Here is a 17,325-nt window from a genome sequence, read left to right as displayed (position 1 = left end):
TCTTCTCCTGAGGCCCGCCATGAGCCAGACAGCGACTCCTGTTTCACCCGCCACCCTGCGCAAGGTCATTTCCGCCGCCTCCATCGGCAATTTCGTCGAATGGTTCGATTTCGCCCTCTACGGCTTTCTCGCCACCCTGCTCGCGGCGCACTTCTTCCCGAGCGGCGATGCGACCGCCGGCTTGCTCAAGACCTTCGCCGTGTTCGCCGTGGCCTTCGCCTTCCGCCCCCTGGGCGGCATCGTCTTCGGCCTGCTCGGGGATCGCATCGGCCGCAAGCGCACCCTGGCGCTGACCATCCTGATCATGGCCGGCGCCACCGCCCTGATCGGCATCCTGCCCAGCTACGCCACCATCGGCATCTGGGCGCCGATCCTGCTGACGGCGATCCGCTGCGCCCAGGGCTTTTCCGCTGGCGGTGAATACGCCGGTGCCTGCGCCTACGTGATGGAGCATTCGCCGCGCGATCGGCGTGGGCGCTACGGCAGCTTCGTGCCGGTGTCCACCTTCCTGGCCTTCGCCAGCGCGGCCCTGACCGCCTGGGGCCTGGAACGGCTGCTGGGCTCCGCCGCCATGGCCGACTGGGGCTGGCGCATCCCCTTCCTGGCCGCCGCCCCACTGGGCCTGATCGGTCTCTATCTACGTCTGAAGCTCGACGAGACGCCGGCCTTCCAGGCCCTGGAGTCGGAGCATGAAGTCAGCCATTCGCCGCTGGGGGAAACCCTACGGCTGCAAGGTCGCTCGATTCTGCGTTTGGGCGCCTTCATCTCGCTGACGGCGCTGTCCTTCTACATGTTCACCACCTACTTCTCCACCTATCTGCAGGTGGCCGGCGGCTTCAACCGCGCCGCGGCGCTGGCCATCAGCCTGATCAGCCTGTTCGCCGCCGCCTGCGCCTGCCCGCTGCTCGGGCGCGTCACCGATCGCATCGGCCGCCGCATGACCACGGTGCTGGCCAGCCTGGTGCTGGCCGTAGGGGTCTATCCAGCCCTGCTGCTGGCCAGCAGCGGCCAATTCGGCAGCGCCTTGCTGGGTTGCCTGCTGCTGGGCGCCGGTGCGGTGCTGTGCAACGTGGTGACGGCGCCGCTGCTCAGCGAGGTCTTCCCGACCCGCACCCGCTACACCGCTGGCGCCATCACCTACAACCTGGCCTACACCATCTTCGGCGGCACCGCGCCGCTAATGGCCACCTGGCTGATCGGCGCCACCGGCAGCAACCTCTCGCCGGCGCTCTATCTGATCCTGATCGCCCTGCTCGGCCTGGTCGGCGGCCTGAGCCTGCCGGAAACCTCGCGGGTCGATCTGGACGAGGTCGCCGAGGGCGGCGAGACCGGCTACCGCGCGGTACGTGGCTAGACCGCTCGTCTCATCGCCGGCACTTCCTCCGGGCCGGCCTGCCGATAGGCAAAAGGCCCGGAGTTTCCCCCATGCCCGCCTCACCCGATCTGCAACGCTTCATCGATGCCCAGGCGACCACCTATGCAACCGCCCTGGCGGAGATCCGCGCCGGCCGCAAGCGTAGCCACTGGATGTGGTTCGTCTTTCCACAGCTCGCCGGGCTCGGCCGTAGCGAGACGGCGCAGCGCTACGCCATCGCCTCTCGCGACGAGGCCAGCGCCTACCTGGCGCACCCCGTCCTGGGCCCGCGCCTGCGAGAGATCACTGCAGCGACGCTGGAACATCCAGAGTTGTCCGCCACGACTCTGTTCGGGCAGCCGGACGATCTCAAGTTCCACTCCAGCCTCACCCTCTTCGCCGCCGTGGCCGAAGATCCCGAACCCTTTCGCCAGGCACTGAAGACCTTTTTCGCCGGCCAGCCGGACGAGGCCACCCTGACGCGGCTTTGTTAGCGCCAGAGTTCGGGTAGTGCGCCATCACGACCAGTCACCGGATCGGTCGTCGGCAAGGGTACCTGGGCGATCACCTGGAGCGCGCGGGCATGGGCTGCGGGATCGGCGTGCTGGGTGATGAAGTCCTGCTGATCAGGTGGATAGGCGCCCACCACCAGAAAGTCCGGGCTGGACGCCAGGCTGCGGTGACCGGTACCCGCGGGTAGCACCACCACGTCACCGGCCGCCACGGCCACGTCCTGGCCCTGTTCACCGCCCAGCCGCAGGGTCGCCTGACCACGCGCCACGCCCAGTACCTCGTGGGCATTGGGGTGGTAGTGATGGTAATCGTAGACGCCATAGCGCCACTGCGGTGGCCAGTCATGGTCGGCGAACAGCCGCTCCAGGGCCGCCGCACGGTCGGCGCCGTCCAGGGGCACCTGGCGATAGAGCAGCACGGGCAGGCGGCTGTTGGGAATAAGGCCATCATCGGCGAAGTGCAGTTGTTCGGGCTGGCCATTACCCGCTGGCGCGGCCAGAGCGACGGCGGTGGGCGCGAGGCCCAGCACCAAGGACAGGATGGATAAGGATTGGCGACGCATGACGATTCCTCGACAGGGCTCGTCCAGTGGAGGGTCTGGGCGACAGCGGGTTCCTGTCGCTGGACGAAACGTACCTTTCCCTGGCTATAGTCCCTGCGTCATCGAGAGGGAACGCCCATGACGAACCAACGCGAAAAATTCGCCCGCTTCCAGCATCTGCACGCCCTCGACGAGGCTTTCGTCATTCCCAACCCTTGGGATGCAGGTTCTGCACGGCTGCTGACCAGCCTGGGGTTCGAGGCGCTGGCCACCAGCAGTGCCGGTTATGCCTTCGCCAAGGGTAAGCGCGACTCCAGCGCCACCCTTAGCCGCGAGGAGCTGCTGGCCAATGCCGCGGAAATCGTTGCCGCGACCCACCTGCCGGTATCGGCCGATCTGGAGGCAGGCTTTGGCGCCGCGCCGGAGACCTGCGCCGAGACCGTCCGCCTGGCCTGTGACGTAGGCCTGGTCGGTGGCTCCATCGAGGATGCGACTGGTGATCCGGTCAGCCCCCTCTACGACTTTTCCCTGGCGGTGGAGCGTATTCAAGCCGCGGCGGAAGCGGCGCGGGGACGCCCCTTCCTGTTGACGGCACGCGCCGAGAATTACCTATGCGGTCGCCCGGACTTGGACGACACCATCAGGCGCTTGCAAGCCTTCTCCGCGGTGGGGGCGGATGTGCTCTATGCCCCAGGCCTGCCGGATCTGGAGTCGATCAGGATGGTCTGTGCGGCCGTCGACAAGCCGGTGAACGTGGTCATGGGCCTTGCCGGCCCGACCTTTTCGGTCGCAGAACTCAGCGCCGTGGGTGTGCGGCGGATCAGCGTGGGCGGATCTTTCGCTCGGGCAGCCTTCGGTGCCCTGCTGAGGGCGGCCCAGGAGGTGCGCACCCAGGGCACCTTCGGCTACGCCCGGGAGGCCATTCCGGGCGCTACGCTGGCCGCTTTGCTTGCAGCGGAAGAGCAGAAGGGTTAGGCCAACCACTCCCGCAACAGCGCCGTGGTCCGCTCCGGCAACTCCAGCGGTGGCAGGTGACCGCAGTCGTCCAGCACCACCAGGCGCGAGCCCTGGATGCCGGCGTGCATGAGTTCGGCTTCGGCAGGCGGGGTGAGTTGGTCCTGGGCGCCGACCACGATCAGCGTTGGTATCTGGATCTGCGCCAGGGTCGGACGCGAGTCGACACGCTCGATGATCGACCGCTGCTGGCGCAGAAAGGCTTCCTTGCCCACCGCCTTGCCCATGGCCAGGACGGTGTCGGCCACCGGGGTGCCCAGGCGCGAGGCATGGATCAAGCGGGGCAGGAGCTGCGGGCTGATGCCGAGGAAGCGACCGCGCTCGGCCAGTTCGAGCATGGCGCGGCGCTGGGTAGCGCGCTCGGGGGCGTCCGGGCTGGCCATGGTATCGAACAGGGCCAGCCGCGCCACCCGCTCCGGGGCCTGGCGCAGGATCTCGAAGGCCACGTAGCCGCCCATGGACAGGGCGCCCAGGGCGAAGCGCGGTGGCGCCTCGGCCAGCACCCGGCGGGCCATGGCGGCGATACCGTCATCCCGGGTGAGATCGGGAATCTGCACGGGGCAGGTATCGGCCAGGTCGGCGGCCTGGGTGGCCCAGAGACGCTCGTCACAGAGCAGGCCGGGCAGCAGGACCAGAGGTAGCGAATCGGTAGCTGTCATCACAGAGGACTTGAGGGACACGGCGGAAAACGCGCAGTGTAGCGCGGATCGCTGGCGAACCCGGCGGGCTTTGCAGGTTCCAAGGGACATTGCCAAGGACTCGGAAACATCCATGCGTACTGAAGGCTTCTTCGACTGGCTCGGCGCGGCGATCGGCCAAGTCATCCGTTTCATCATCGACCTTTTCGGCTCGGTCCTGGGCGGCATCGCCGACGCCGTGCACGACTTCCTCCATGGCATGGCCCGCTCCATCGGCATGGACGACTCCTACATCAGCTTCGTGGTCCTGGCCATCGGCCTGTTGCTGCTCTACGCCGCGGTGCGGGCCTTCATGGCGCGCTCGGTGGTGGGCGGCATCATCTGGTTGATCCTCGGCCTGATGGTGATGAGCTGGCTGATCCGCGGCTGACTGGTAGCCCAGGCCGCGGCCTGGCACAGTAGGGACTCTTCACGGCACGGATGCCGGCATGTCGAACCCCCTCTACCGCTATCTCCAGCGTCACTGGCAGCGTCTGCGCCCCGGAACGGCCTGTGCCCTGTGCGGTACCTGGCTACCGCCTGGGCTCGCCCTGTGCGAAGGCTGCGAAAGCGAGCTGCCCTGGCTCGGGTCGCACTGCCAGTGCTGCGCCCTGCCACTGCCGGTGGACGGACTTGTCTGCGGCGGCTGCCTGGCCGAGCCGCCGGCCTTCGACCAGGTACTGGCGCCCTGGCGCTATGCCTTTCCGGTCGACAGCCTGATCAACGGCTTCAAGCATCGCGATCGGGGCAGTCATGGCCGCCTGGCCGGGGCGCTGCTGGCGCGCCATCTGCAACACCTGTTCGACGAAGGCCAGCCACGCCCGGAACTGTTGCTGCCGGTGCCCCTGTCGCCCCAACGGCTGCGGCAGCGCGGCTTCAACCAGGCCGCCCTGCTAGCCGGCTGGCTCGGCAAGCCTCTGCACCTGCCGGTGAACGCGAAATTGTTACAGCGTGTGCAGGAACAGCACAGCCAGCAGGGCCTGACCGCCAGCGAACGTCGGCGCAATCTCAAGCAGGCGTTCGCCCTGCTGGATGAGGCCGAGCTGGCCGGTCGCCATGTGGCTCTGGTGGATGATGTCCTGACCACTGGCGCTACCGCGGATAGCCTGGCACGTCTGCTCAAGCGCGCCGGCGTCCGAAGGGTCGATGTCTATTGCCTGGCCCGTACGCCGCCGCCCGGCGAATAGCGATGTCACCAAAACGTCACTCAGTCTGACTAGCCTCGCGTGCACACCGTAAGGAAGCCTTAAGCATGCACAACGAACAGACCGATCTCGAACGCCTCGTCCATCTCAGTCGCCGCCGCTTCATCGGTGCCGGGGCCCTGGCCGGCGCCGCCCTGTTCCTGGGTGGCGGCCTGCTCGGCCGTAGCGCCCTCGCCGACGCGGTGAGTGCAGCCAATGGCGATCCGCTGATCGGCTTCGCCAACATCCCGGCTTCCACCGCCGACACCCTGGTGGTACCGCCCGGCTATCGCGCCAGCGTGCTCATCAGTTGGGGCCAGCCACTGCACACCGATGGCCCGGCCTTCCGTCCCGACGGCAGCCCCAGCGCTGCCGACCAGGCCGTGCAGTTCGGCGACAACAACGACGGCATGGCCTTCTTCCCCTTCCCGGACGATCCAGATCGGGCGCTGATGGCGATCAACAACGAATACACCAACTATCGCTATCTGCTCAGCCACGGCACGCCGCCCAAATCGCTGGAAGATACCCGCAAGGCCCAGGCCGCCGAGGGCGTCTCGGTGATCGAGGTGCGTCGTAAGGACGGCCAGTGGCATTTCGTCCAGGGCTCGCCCTACAACAGACGCATCCACGGCAACACGCCCATCGCCTTCAGCGGCCCGGCCGCCGGCCATGCGCTGCTCAAGACCGCCGCCGACCCGGACGGGCGCGAGGTGCTGGGCACCTTCCAGAATTGCTCCAGCGGCGCCACGCCCTGGCACACCTACCTGACCTGCGAAGAGAACTTCACCGACGTTTTCGGCAGCCGCGACGCCAACCTGAAGTTCGATCCCGCCCAGAAGCGTTACAGCGTCAAGCACGCCAGCGTGGAGAACGACTGGCACCTGCACGACGATCGCTTCGATCTGGCGCAGAATCCCAACGAACTCAATCGCCACGGCTGGATCACCGAGATCGACCCCTTCGATCCCCAAGGCAAGCCGGTCAAGCGCACCGCGCTGGGGCGCTTCAAGCACGAGAACGCCGCGGTCACCCGCACCCGCGACGGTCGCGTGGTGGTCTACATGGGCGACGACGAGCGTGGCGAGTTCATCTACAAGTTCGTCAGCCGCGATCGCCTCCAGAACGATCCCAAGGCCGATCGCAACCTGCTCGACCACGGCACCCTCTATGTCGCTCGCTTCGACGAGGGCGACCACGACCCGAACCGCCCCAAGGGCCGCGGCCAATGGTTGCCGCTGGTGCATGGCGAGAACGGCCTGACCGCCGCCAATGGCTTCGCCAGCCAAGCCGAGGTGCTCATCCATGCCCGCCAGGCCGGCAGCCAGGTCGGCGCCACGCGCATGGACCGGCCCGAGTGGATCGCCGTCAGCCCCAAGGACGGTCAGGTCTACTGCACCCTGACCAACAACACCAAGCGCGGCGAGGACGGCATGCCGGTGGGTGGCCCCAACCCCCGCGCCAACAACCTCTATGGCCAGATCGTGCGCTGGCGTGAAGACGGCGACGATGCCGCTTCCCAGGCCTTCGACTGGGATCTGTTCGTCATCGCTGGCAACCCCAAGGTACATCCGGGCAAGCCGGAAGCCGGCTCCCAGCAGATCAATGCCGAGAACATGTTCAACAGCCCCGATGGCCTGGGCTTCGACGCCGCTGGCCGGCTGTGGGTACTCACCGACGGCAAGTACAGCAACAAGGGCGACTACGAAGGCATGGGCAACAACCAGATGCTCTGCGCCGATCCGCGCAACGGCGAGATGCGCCGTTTCCTGGTCGGCCCGGTGGGATGCGAGGTGACCGGCTTGGCCTTCTCGCCGGACTACAAGACGATGTTCGTCGGCATCCAGCATCCGGGGGAGGAAGGCGGTTCCCAGTTCCCGGAACAACAGCCGAACGGCCAGCCACGCTCGTCGGTGATGGTCATCACCCGCGAAGACGGCGGAGTGATCGGCGCCTGACCGGCGGGCAGATAGTGCCCGAGCCTTCGCCATGGGGTTCGGGCATGCGCTAGCATCTCCCGGATGTAGGGTGGCAATCGCCATCGTCCCCCGTGACCGAGGAGCGCGCCATGTCTCATCCATTCGAAAATCTGAGTCCCGACCTCGTCATCGACGCCATCGAAAGCCTGGGCTATCTCAGCGATGCCCGGGTCTTGGCGCTCAACAGCTATGAAAACCGCGTCTACCAGATCGGCATCGAGGGCGAGACCCCGCTGATCGCCAAGTTCTATCGCCCGGATCGCTGGAGCGACGCGGCCATTCTCGAGGAGCATGCCTTTTCCGCTGAACTCGAAGAGCACGAGGTACCGGTGGTCGCCCCGTTGCGGCGCGATGGCCAGACGCTGTTCAACCACGCCGGCTTTCGCTTCGCGCTCTTCCCCCGCCGCGGCGGCCGCGCGCCGGAGCCGGGCGATCTCAACCAGTTGCACCGCCTGGGCCAGTTGCTCGGTCGCCTGCATGCCGTAGGCGCCAGCCGCCCCTTCCAGCACCGCGAAACGCTGGATGTGCAGGGCTACGGCCATGCCTCCCTGGATACGCTGCTGACTGGCGATTTCATTCCCAAGAGCCTGCTGCCCGCCTATGAATCGGTGGCGCGCGACCTACTGCTGCGGCTCGACGAACTCTTCGATGGCGTCAGCTACGACCTTATCCGCCTGCACGGCGACTGCCACCCCGGCAACCTGCTCTGCCGGGACGACGCCTACCACATCGTCGACCTCGACGACTGCCGTCATGGCCCGGCCATGCAGGATCTGTGGATGCTCCTGGCCGGCGATCGCCAGGAGCGGCTGACGCAACTGTCCGAACTGGTGGATGGCTACGAAGAATTCCACGACTTCCAGCCGCGCGAGCTGGCGCTGATCGAGGGCCTGCGCACCCTGCGCCTGATGCACTACAGCGCCTGGCTGGCACGCCGCTGGGACGACCCGGCCTTTCCCAAGAGCTTTCCCTGGTTCGGCAGCGAACGCTATTGGGGCGACCAGATCCTCACCCTGCGCGAGCAGCGCGCCGCACTGGACGAGGCGCCGCTCAGGTTGTTCTAGGTTATGGACTTAGTGGCTTAGGTCAGTGGCCTTTCTTGTCCGCACCGTTGCTCGCTACAGAAGGAGCAACCAGCCAACTATTGACTCGTTGAATGTCGGCTGTGGAAAAGTCTCCACTCCATCTCAATAACACGAGCTGGTTGGTAATGAAGTCGTACTGCGCTTGGAGGTAATCGCGCCTACTGAGGTATTCCTGGCGTACAGCGTCAAGCACGTCGACCGCCGTGACGGTTCCATAGGCGAAGGACATCTCGGTGGCCTCCCTCGATTTGGCGGCCGACTCCAACGCTTTGCGCGCTGAGGCAATCTTGCGCAGGTTGCCATAGCTCTTGAGATAGGCGGTCTTGGTTTCCTTGACCACTTGGCGACGTAGCGCCTCGTAGTCCTGTTCAGCAACCTCTCGCGAACCGTAAAGGCCACGGGTACGGGCACTGACCGAGCCACCACTGTAGAGCGGAACCTGCAAGTTAACACTGGCGGATAAAGTATCCACTTTGTCAGGTGCTATGACGTTCTCGTAGGCGAAGTCGCTACGCTGGGCGCCGAATGCGAGGCTCAAGGTGGGTAAATGACCCGCCTTGGCTTCATCGATCGCTTGCTCGGCGGAGTTCAGCGCACTCTGCCGAGCTTTCAAGGCAGGATTATGGGCGATCGCAGCGCTCACCCAATCCATTTCCGAGCCTGGCAAAGCGGTGAACAGCGTCCGCTCATCAATCCTTTTGAGAGGCTGGTAGACCTCGCGCCCAAGCAACTCGGCAAGCGCTTCACGCGCCACCTGAATCTGGTTTCTGGATTCGATCTCAGCCGTCTCCAGACTATCGACGCGGGCGGCGAGCTGCAGCTTGTCGGTGATGGTCGCCAAATGACGTTCAAACAGCGCCGAGACACGATCCAGGTTACGGCGTGTCGCATCACGTTCGGCTTTTGCCAGCTGCAGTTCATCTTCCGCGGCCAAAACCGCAAAGTAGCGTTGGGCCAGATCAACAGCTGACTGTATGCGCGCATCCTCCGCTTGAGAACGATACTGCTGGGTGAGCTCTGCATACTTCTTGAAGCTACGCCAAGCTTCAGGGTTGTAAAGCGCCTGGGTCAGGCTCAAGTTATAGGTCTGCCCATCGTAGAACAGCGTTTGGGTTCCCTCGGAGCGTTTGATGCGGCTGGTGGAAGCGCCGCCCCTGAGCTGGGGCAGTAATTGGCCCAGAGCGCTACGCTCCTGACCAGCACCTGCCTGGATTTGCGCATCCGCACCCAGGATACGCGGATCAGACGCCATGACGCCCTGATAGAGCTGCCAGATATCCAGTGCGTTGGAACTGTCTATCGCTGTGGCTGAAATAGCTGAACGTCCCGCATACATCAGGATGACCAACAACACCCATCGCTGGAGCATGCCTTACTCCTCGATCATCGAACGCGCCATGGCGTTGCGAGCAGGCTTGAGGAGGTAGTTGAGCAAGGTACGGTCACCCGTGGCGATGAGAACCTCGGCCGGCATGCCAGGCAGCAATTCGCGTCGACCCAACTCCTGGCGGCCTCGTTCAGTCAGGGCCACTCGCGCCAGATAATAGGGTGCGCCTGTCTTCTCGTTGGTAAAGCGGTCGGCGGAGACATAGACGAGTTCCCCCTCCAGGATAGGCGTGGTTGCGCTCTTGAAAGCACTGAAGCGAACTTCAGCAGGTTTACCCAAGGCAATACGATCAATATCGTTCGGCTGGACTTCCACCTCTATCAACAGGTCCGCGGCGCCTGGGACGATGTCCAGCAGATGGCTACCGGGGGCGACTACCCCGCCAAGGGTATGGACGGTAAGCCCCATTACCATGCCATCCACGGGCGCCCTGATCTCGGTACGGTCCAAGGTATCCTGCAATGTCCGCAGTTGCTCACGCAGCTCATAGATACGGGATTGGATGTCAGCCAGTTGATTGGCGACCTCGGACTTGAACTTCTGCGTGATCTGGAGCATCTGCAGTTGGGCCTCCCCACGCTGCACCTTAGCTCGGGCGATAGCTGATCGCTGATCTGCGATCTCCGCCTGCAGCCGGGACAGACTGCGTTCCTGATCACGCAGGCGCTCGTTGCTGACGAAACCCTGCCTCAGCAGTTCGCTCAGATCCTTGATTTCGCTATCGTAGGACCTCGCCAGGCTAAGCTTGCTCTGGCTGTTCGCCTCGAGTCCCCGGATCTGCTGTTCCAGCTCGACACCGCGACTCCGCAACACCTCGATCTCGCCCAGCCTTGCCGCACGCCGAGCTTCGAAAACCTGGCGCTCGCTGCTTCGCGCCTCGCGAACACGCTTGTCGTCGACTCCGGAGTCGCTAGCGTCGAAGACAATGTCCTTCTGATCGTCACGTTCGGCAATCAGCCGGGCTTCGAGGGCCTGGGCAGCAATAAGCTGGCTGCGCGTTGTCTCAAGCTGAGATCTGGCCTGGGTATCATCGAGACGCATGAGCACCTCTCCAGCACGCACCCGGTCACCATCATTGACGCGCAACTCCCGCAGGATGCCGCCCTCCAGATGTTGTACGGTCTTGCGCGAGCTCTTGACGATCACCGAGCCCTGCGCAAGCACGGCGCTGCTCAGCGGCGCGAAGGCCGCCCATAGCCCCCCAAGGCCAAATACTACAAGGAGAATGGCAAAGCCGAGCCAACGGATAGAGCGGTCGGACACCTTGAGTCCCTGGGCTTCAGCTTCGATAAGGGCAGGATGCCTCAACATCTCATGCCTCCCGACCCGCCTCGAGCGCACCACCGTCCGGCAGTCCGCCAGACTCCGTGGAAGACTCGACACGGCCCTGCAGCCGCGCCAGCACCTGGTCACGTTGCCCCGAGAGCACGATCTGACCTTCGTTGAGCACCAGGAGATGATCGACGTAGGCCAGGGCGCTGACCCGATGCGTCACGACTAGCAACGTTGTTCCGCTTTGTTTAAGCCGGGTCAAAGCTACCCCCAGGGCTCGCTCGCCGTGTTCGTCCAGGTTGGAGTTGGGTTCGTCCAACACCACCAGCCTTGGCTTGCCGTATACCGCACGAGCCAAGCCAATCCGTTGCCGCTGTCCACCGGACAGGACCCCGCCTTGAGCACCGATGAGCGTATCGTACCCCTGGGGTAGTCGCAGGATCATCTCGTGAACACCCGCGAGCTCGGCCGCTTCGACCACCGCCTCGGGGTCGACAGGACCGAAACGGGCGATGTTGTCGCTGATGCTACCCTCGAAGAGTTCGATGTCTTGGGGTAGATAGCCAAGATGAGGCCCTAGTTCATTCCGCGGCCACTGGGCGATGTCGGCCCCATCGAGCCGGATCTTGCCGGTCTGAGGTAGCCAGATACCCAGCAATGCTCTGGCCAGGGTCGACTTGCCGGCAGCACTGGCGCCGAGGATACCCACCGACGCCCCAGCAGCCACGGTAAAGGTCAGCCCCTTGAGCACAGGTTGATTGGCCCCGGGTGGTGTCAGGAAAATCTGTTCTACGGCCAAGTTACCTTTGGGCTTGGGTAAGGGCATTCGCTGCGGTTCGGCCGGTATTTGGCGCAACAAGGTATTAAGGCGGTCGTACTGGCCCCGTGCCATAACGAAACCTTTCCAGCTGCCGATCATAAGATCTATCGGCGCCAGAGCACGTCCCAGCAACAAAGAGCCCGCGGTCATCAAACCTGGAGTGATCTGGTGATCGATGACCAGCCAGGCGCCCAACCCTAGGATCAGCGATTGCAGGATCATGCGCATAGTCTTGGAAAGGGTACTCAAGACACCGCCCCGCTCGCTCGCCTTGGCCTGCAGCGCCAGTACACGATTGTTACGCTGACGCCAACGCTCGAACAGACTGGGCAGCATGCCCATGGCCGTCACGACCTCGGCGTTTCGCAGATTCTTGCTAGTGAACTGCGTCGCTCGGCCATGCTCCTGGTTGGCCTCGGCCAGAGGCCTGCTGGTCAGCCGTTCGTTGGCGTAAGCCAAGCCGATCAGCAGCAAGGCACCCATGATGGTGAGGGCGCCGAACAGCGGATGAAAGAAGAACATCACTGCGATGTAAAGCGGTAGCCAAGGCACGTCAAAGAAGGCGAACAAGCCTGGACCAGTAAGAAACTGACGTAGGCCAGTCAGGTCACTGAGCGCTTGAGCCGACGCTAGCACGCCGCCGCTGTACAGGGCCTGCTGGTAACTCGCTTCGTAGAAACGGCGATTCAGCAACAGGTCGAGCCGGGTGGATACTCGGATCAGAATACGGGAGCGGACCCACTCCAGGGCGCCGTAGGTCGACATCAACAGCAGCATGATCAGCGTCAACATGATCAGCGTAGTGATGCTGTAGCTGGAGAGTACCCGGTCATACACCTGCAGCATGTAGAACGCAGGCACCAGCAGCAGCAGGTTGATGAACAGACTGAAGAAGCCGACCGACAGAAAGCTGCCCTTGCACGCGGCCAGTACCTGCTCGAGATCCGTCTTATCGTTGTAGGGCATGCAGGTACCAGCTGGAAACCGAAGCACGGAGCAGAAGATACGGAACTCTAGCATGGCACTGGATATGGCCAGCTACCGAAGCGATCAATACGAGAAGTCCGCTACAGAATGAGGCCCTGTGCAGCAGCAACGAGAAGGAGCGAAGGGCTCACTATCACGGGAGAGCCTGGAAGGCTGCATCTTTGGCACCCAACGCCCTGATGTTGGGCTTCGCGCTGCTCAGCCCAACCTACATACCCCGTAGGTTGGGCTAAGACAGCTCCCTCGGCGAAGCCCAACAGAGCGACCTAGCGATTCCTCACCCGATGGTCATCAGGCTCGCGTTGCCTCCCGCTGCCGCGGTATTCACGCTCAGCGCGCGCTCGATGAGCAGGCGCTCCAGCGGGATGGCGGTCTCGCCGCGGGCCAGGCCCTGGACGCCGACGATGGGGCCGTTGCGTTTGGCCACCTGTTGGCAGACCTGGCGCAGCTGGTCGGAATCGCCGTGGTGCAGGACGGCTTCGAAAGCGACCTCGTCCTTGCGCCAGTCGGCTGTGCTCTGCACCCGTGCCCGTACCGCTTGCGGCAGGCGATTGAGGGTGGCCTTGTGGCCCTCCTCGACCAGGGCGGTACTGCCCACCGCCATGACTGCCGCCAGTTGCAGCAGCAGATCGCTTTCGTCCGCCGCCAAGCACAGCACCCGGCTGCGCGGCAGCAGGCTGTAGCTGTTGCGCTCGCCGGTCGGGCCGGGCAGCAGGCGGGTCAGGCCGCTCAGGGATTCCTCGGCGAAGCTCAGGCAGGCCTGCTCCAGCTCGCCCAGGCCTTGCTGCTTAGCCCAGTCCTGCAGGGCGCCCAGCGGATTGCCAGCCTGCTGGCGCAGGGCGTCACGCACCTGCCATTCGGTCTCGCCGGCGCTGCCCTTGGCCAGGGCCACGGCGGGGTCGCCATCGGGCCGGGTGCTGAGCAGGCGATAGAGGTACAGCGGACCACCCGCCTTGGGACCGGTGCCCGAGAGGCCTTCGCCGCCGAAGGGTTGCACCCCGACCACGGCGCCGACCATGTTGCGGTTGACGTAGAGGTTGCCGGCATGGGCGCGCTCCACCACCTTGGCGATGGTCTCGTCGATGCGGGTATGGACGCCGAAGGTCAGGCCGTAGCCGGTGGCGTTGATCTGGTCGATGACCTTGTCCAGGTCCTTGCGGGCGTAGCGCACCACGTGCAGCACCGGACCGAAGACCTCGCGACCCAGCTCGGCCAGGCTCTCCAGCTCGATCAGGGTGGGCATGACGAAGGTGCCGCGGTGGATGGCATCGCCTTCCACGCGACCGCCCTGGTGCACGCGCCGGCCTTTGCCCTTCAGGGTCTGGATGTGCTTGTCGATGGTGGCCTTGGCCTCGCCGTCGATCACCGGGCCGATGTCGATGGCCAGGTTCTCCGGGTTGCCCAGCCGGCACTCGGCCATGGCGCCCTTGAGCATCTCCAGCACCCGGTCGGCCACGTCTTCCTGTACGCAGAGCACGCGCAGGGCCGAGCAGCGCTGGCCGGCGCTGTCGAAGGCGGAGGCGACCACATCGGTGACCACCTGCTCGGCCAGCGCCGAGGAGTCGACGATCATGGCGTTCTGGCCGCCGGTCTCGGCGATCAGCGGGATCGGCCGGCCCTGGGCGTCCAGGCGGCCGGCGATGTTGCGCGCCAGGATCTGGGCCACCTCGGTAGAGCCGGTGAACATCACGCCCTTGACCCGCACGTCGTTGACCAGGGCGGCGCCTATGGTGGAACCCTCGCCCGGCAGCAGTTGCAGCACGCCTTCGGGAATACCGGCTTCCAGCAGCAGACGTACGGCCTGGGCGGCGATCAGCGGAGTCTGCTCGGCCGGCTTGGCCAGCACGGTGTTGCCGGCGGCCAGGGCCGCGGCGATCTGGCCGCTGAAGATGGCCAGGGGGAAGTTCCAGGGGCTGATGCAGACCACCGGCCCCAGCGGGCGGTGGCTGTCGTTGGCGAAGTCGCGACGCACCAGGGCGGCGTAGTAGCGCAGGAAGTCCACCGCCTCGCGCACCTCGGCGATGGCGTTGGCGTAGGTCTTGCCAGCTTCGCGCACCAACAGGCCCATCAGCGGCTGAAGCTGCGCCTCCATCAATTCAGCGGCACGATCCAGGGCGGCGGCGCGCTGCGCGGGCGGGGTGGATTGCCAGATCGGCGCGGCGGCCAGGGCTTCTTCCAGGGCGATGTCGACATCGGCGCGGGTGGCGTTGCTCACCTGGCCGACGCGGTCGCGGCGATCCGCCGGATTGAGCACCGGCTGGGGAATCGCCGGCTCACTGGCACGGCCCAGCAGCGGACGGGCTTCCCAGGCGGTGCTGCCGCTGGCCAACAGGGCCGCCGACAGCGAGCCCAGGCGGTGCTCGCTGGACAGGTCCAGGCCGCTGGAATTACGGCGCTCGGCGCCGTACAGGGCGCTCGGATGGGGAATGCGCGGATGCGGCAGGCCGATGGCGCCTTCGCTGGCGGACTGCTGCTCGATCTGCACCACTGGATCGGCCACCAGCTCATCCAGCGAGATGGAATGGTCGGCGATGCGGTTGACGAAGGAGGTGTTGGCGCCGTTTTCCAGCAGCCGGCGGACCAGGTAGGCCAGCAGCGTCTCGTGGGTGCCCACCGGGGCATAGATGCGGCACGGCCGCGCCAGCTTGCCATCCTTGACGCTACCCACCACCTGCTCGTACAGCGGCTCGCCCATGCCGTGCAGGCACTGGAACTCGTATTGGCCGGGGTAGTAGTTCTGCCCGCCGAGCTGGTAGATGGCCGCCAGGGTGTGGGCGTTGTGGGTGGCGAATTGCGGATAGATGGATTCCGGCGCCGCCAGCAGCTTGCGCGCGCAGGCGAGGTAGGCCACGTCGGTGTAGACCTTGCGGGTGTAGACCGGATAGCCCTCCAGGCCCTCCACCTGGGCGCGTTTGATCTCGCTGTCCCAGTAGGCGCCCTTGACCAGGCGGATCATCAGGCGGCGCCGGCTGCGCTTGGCCAGGTCGATCAGGTAGTCGATCACCAGCGGGCAGCGTTTCTGGTAGGCCTGGATGACGAAGCCGATGCCGTTCCAGCCGGCCAGTTGCGGCTCGAAGGACAGCCGCTCCAGCAGATCCAGGGAGATTTCCAGGCGATCAGCTTCCTCGGCGTCGATGTTCAGGCCGATGTCGTAACGCTTGGCCAGCAGGGTCAACTCCAGCAGGCGCGGGTACAACTCGCTCATCACCCGGTCGTACTGGGCGCGGCTATAGCGCGGATGCAAGGCCGAGAGCTTGATGGAGATACCCGGGCCTTCGTAGATGCCACGGCCATGGGAGGCCTTGCCGATGGAATGGATGGCCTGCTCGTAGGAGGCCAGATAGCGGCGGGCGTCGGCTTCGGTGAGGGCCGCCTCGCCGAGCATGTCGTAGCTGTAGCGGAAGCCCTTCGCCTCGAACTTGCTGGCGTTGGCCAGGGCCTCAGCGATGGTCTCGCCGGTGACGAACTGCTCGCCCATCAGGCGCATGGCCATGTCCACGCCCTTGCGGATCACCGGCTCGCCGCTCTTGCCGATGAGGCGGTTGAGCGAACTGGTGAGGCCGGCCTCGTTGTGGGTCGACACCAGGCGGCCGGTCAGCAGCAGGCCCCAGGTGGCGGCGTTGACGAACAGCGAGGGGCTGTTGCCCAGGTGCGGCTGCCAGTTGCCGGTGCTGATCTTGTCGCGGATCAGGGCATCGCGGGTGCCCTTGTCCGGGATGCGCAACAGGGCCTCGGCCAGGCACATCAGGGCGACGCCCTCCTGGGACGACAGGGAGAATTCCCGGAGCAGGCTCTGCACCATTCCGGAGCGCCCGGTTGCACCCTTGGCATTACGCAGCTTCTCGGCGATGCGATGGGCCAGCTCATGGGTGGCCTTGGCTTGGGCGGCGGGTAGACGCGCCTGCTCCAGCAGCAGCGGCAGCAGCTCTTCTTCCGGACGGCGATAGGCCGCGGTGATGGCCGAGCGCAGCACCGACTGCGGCAGGATGCTCTCAGCGAATTCCAGGAACGGCTGGTAGACCGGATCGGCCAGCGCCTCGACGGCTTCGTTGTCACCCTCGGCCAGGCGCTGGGCGATGCCCTGCAGATCGGCCAGGGTCGCGCCGCTTTCCAGGGTTTCCAGGTAGGTGAAGATGGCCTGCTTGATCAGCCAGTGGGGCGTCCGGTCGATACGACGAGCCGCTTCCTTGAGGCGATCGCGAGTGGCTTCGTCGAGCTTTACGCCCAGGGTGGTAGTGGTGGCCATGCGCAGGTCCTCAAGCAAGAAGGCGTCGAAATTCGGCGCAGCTTAGCGCTGCCCGAAAGAAAAGTGCAACCAAGTGCAACCCACAGCACTCTACCGCCGATCCGGTTGCACCAAGGATGGAGTAACAGATCGCAAAACTATGCAGAGATCAGGCCAGGGTTGCGACGAGGTCCAACCTCCAGCAGGAGCGACCCGAACGGAAGGATGGCGACGGCGAAAGATTGTTAGCCAGGCAAGTGTTACCTGGCTTCACACCGAGTGACGGC

General features: G+C 65.1%; 13 protein-coding genes. 7 read left to right on the top strand and 6 right to left on the bottom strand.

The window, feature by feature from the left end:
- Positions 1-19: 19 nt before the first annotated feature.
- Positions 20-1,354, top strand: coding sequence for an MFS transporter (locus tag CCZ28_RS18270; RefSeq protein WP_140220284.1), 1,335 nt, complete (start codon positions 20-22; stop codon positions 1,352-1,354).
- 71 nt (positions 1,355-1,425) lie between these two features.
- The gene (locus tag CCZ28_RS18265) at positions 1,426-1,848 is read left to right on the top strand and encodes a DUF1810 domain-containing protein (protein ID WP_140220283.1); all 423 of its coding nucleotides are present in this window, start codon (positions 1,426-1,428) and stop codon (positions 1,846-1,848) included.
- Here CCZ28_RS18265 and CCZ28_RS18260 read toward each other — a convergent pair.
- On the bottom strand, positions 1,845-2,429 hold the full coding sequence (locus tag CCZ28_RS18260; RefSeq protein ID WP_140220282.1) for a cupin domain-containing protein: 585 nt from the start codon (positions 2,427-2,429) through the stop codon (positions 1,845-1,847). The genes CCZ28_RS18265 and CCZ28_RS18260 overlap by 4 nt on opposite strands.
- Before the next feature lie 117 nt (positions 2,430-2,546).
- Here CCZ28_RS18260 and CCZ28_RS18255 point away from each other — a divergent pair, with 117 nt between their 5' ends.
- Positions 2,547-3,383 carry an isocitrate lyase/PEP mutase family protein gene (locus tag CCZ28_RS18255; RefSeq protein ID WP_140220281.1) on the top strand — a complete coding sequence of 279 codons (837 nt, stop codon included), beginning with the start codon at positions 2,547-2,549 and terminating at the stop codon, positions 3,381-3,383.
- On the opposite strand, the gene CCZ28_RS18250 is transcribed toward CCZ28_RS18255, so the two are convergent.
- Complete coding sequence (locus tag CCZ28_RS18250; RefSeq protein WP_140220280.1) at positions 3,380-4,081, bottom strand: alpha/beta fold hydrolase; 702 nt, start codon at positions 4,079-4,081, stop codon at positions 3,380-3,382. The two genes, CCZ28_RS18255 and CCZ28_RS18250, sit on opposite strands and share 4 nt — an antisense overlap.
- A 112-nt stretch (positions 4,082-4,193) precedes the next feature.
- Between CCZ28_RS18250 and CCZ28_RS18245 the strand changes: the two genes are divergently transcribed.
- From CCZ28_RS18245 to CCZ28_RS18230, 4 genes are all read left to right on the top strand, one after another.
- Complete coding sequence (locus tag CCZ28_RS18245) at positions 4,194-4,490, top strand: hypothetical protein (protein ID WP_058768042.1); 297 nt, start codon at positions 4,194-4,196, stop codon at positions 4,488-4,490.
- 58 nt (positions 4,491-4,548) lie between these two features.
- Positions 4,549-5,286: a ComF family protein gene (locus CCZ28_RS18240; protein WP_140220279.1), complete on the top strand. Its 738-nt coding sequence runs from the start codon at positions 4,549-4,551 to the stop codon at positions 5,284-5,286.
- Positions 5,287-5,351: 65 nt separating this feature from the next.
- The gene (locus CCZ28_RS18235; protein ID WP_140220278.1) at positions 5,352-7,241 is read left to right on the top strand and encodes a PhoX family protein; all 1,890 of its coding nucleotides are present in this window, start codon (positions 5,352-5,354) and stop codon (positions 7,239-7,241) included.
- Between the two features lie 110 nt (positions 7,242-7,351).
- Positions 7,352-8,326, top strand: a complete 975-nt coding sequence (locus CCZ28_RS18230) for a serine/threonine protein kinase (protein WP_140220277.1) — start codon at positions 7,352-7,354, stop codon at positions 8,324-8,326.
- Positions 8,327-8,348: 22 nt separating this feature from the next.
- Here the strand turns inward: CCZ28_RS18230 and CCZ28_RS18225 are convergent, their stop codons facing one another.
- From CCZ28_RS18225 to putA, 4 genes are all read right to left on the bottom strand, one after another.
- Entirely contained in the window at positions 8,349-9,716 is a 1,368-nt protein-coding gene (locus tag CCZ28_RS18225; RefSeq protein ID WP_140220276.1) for a TolC family outer membrane protein, read from the bottom strand.
- 3 nt (positions 9,717-9,719) lie between these two features.
- Positions 9,720-11,045 carry an HlyD family type I secretion periplasmic adaptor subunit gene (locus CCZ28_RS18220; protein ID WP_140220275.1) on the bottom strand — a complete coding sequence of 442 codons (1,326 nt, stop codon included), beginning with the start codon at positions 11,043-11,045 and terminating at the stop codon, positions 9,720-9,722.
- 1 nt (position 11,046) lies between these two features.
- Positions 11,047-12,792 carry a type I secretion system permease/ATPase gene (locus CCZ28_RS18215; protein ID WP_140220274.1) on the bottom strand — a complete coding sequence of 582 codons (1,746 nt, stop codon included), beginning with the start codon at positions 12,790-12,792 and terminating at the stop codon, positions 11,047-11,049.
- Positions 12,793-13,090: 298 nt separating this feature from the next.
- Complete coding sequence (putA, locus tag CCZ28_RS18210; RefSeq protein ID WP_140220273.1) at positions 13,091-17,059, bottom strand: trifunctional transcriptional regulator/proline dehydrogenase/L-glutamate gamma-semialdehyde dehydrogenase; 3,969 nt, start codon at positions 17,057-17,059, stop codon at positions 13,091-13,093.
- Positions 17,060-17,325: the final 266 nt, after the last annotated feature.

It is taken from the genome of Pseudomonas oryzihabitans, assembly GCF_006384975.1.
In the GTDB taxonomy this organism is placed as follows: Bacteria; Pseudomonadota; Gammaproteobacteria; order Pseudomonadales; family Pseudomonadaceae; genus Chryseomonas; species Chryseomonas psychrotolerans_B.
Note: the sequence above shows the minus strand (reverse complement) of the source record. Positions and strands in the feature narration are given on the sequence as shown.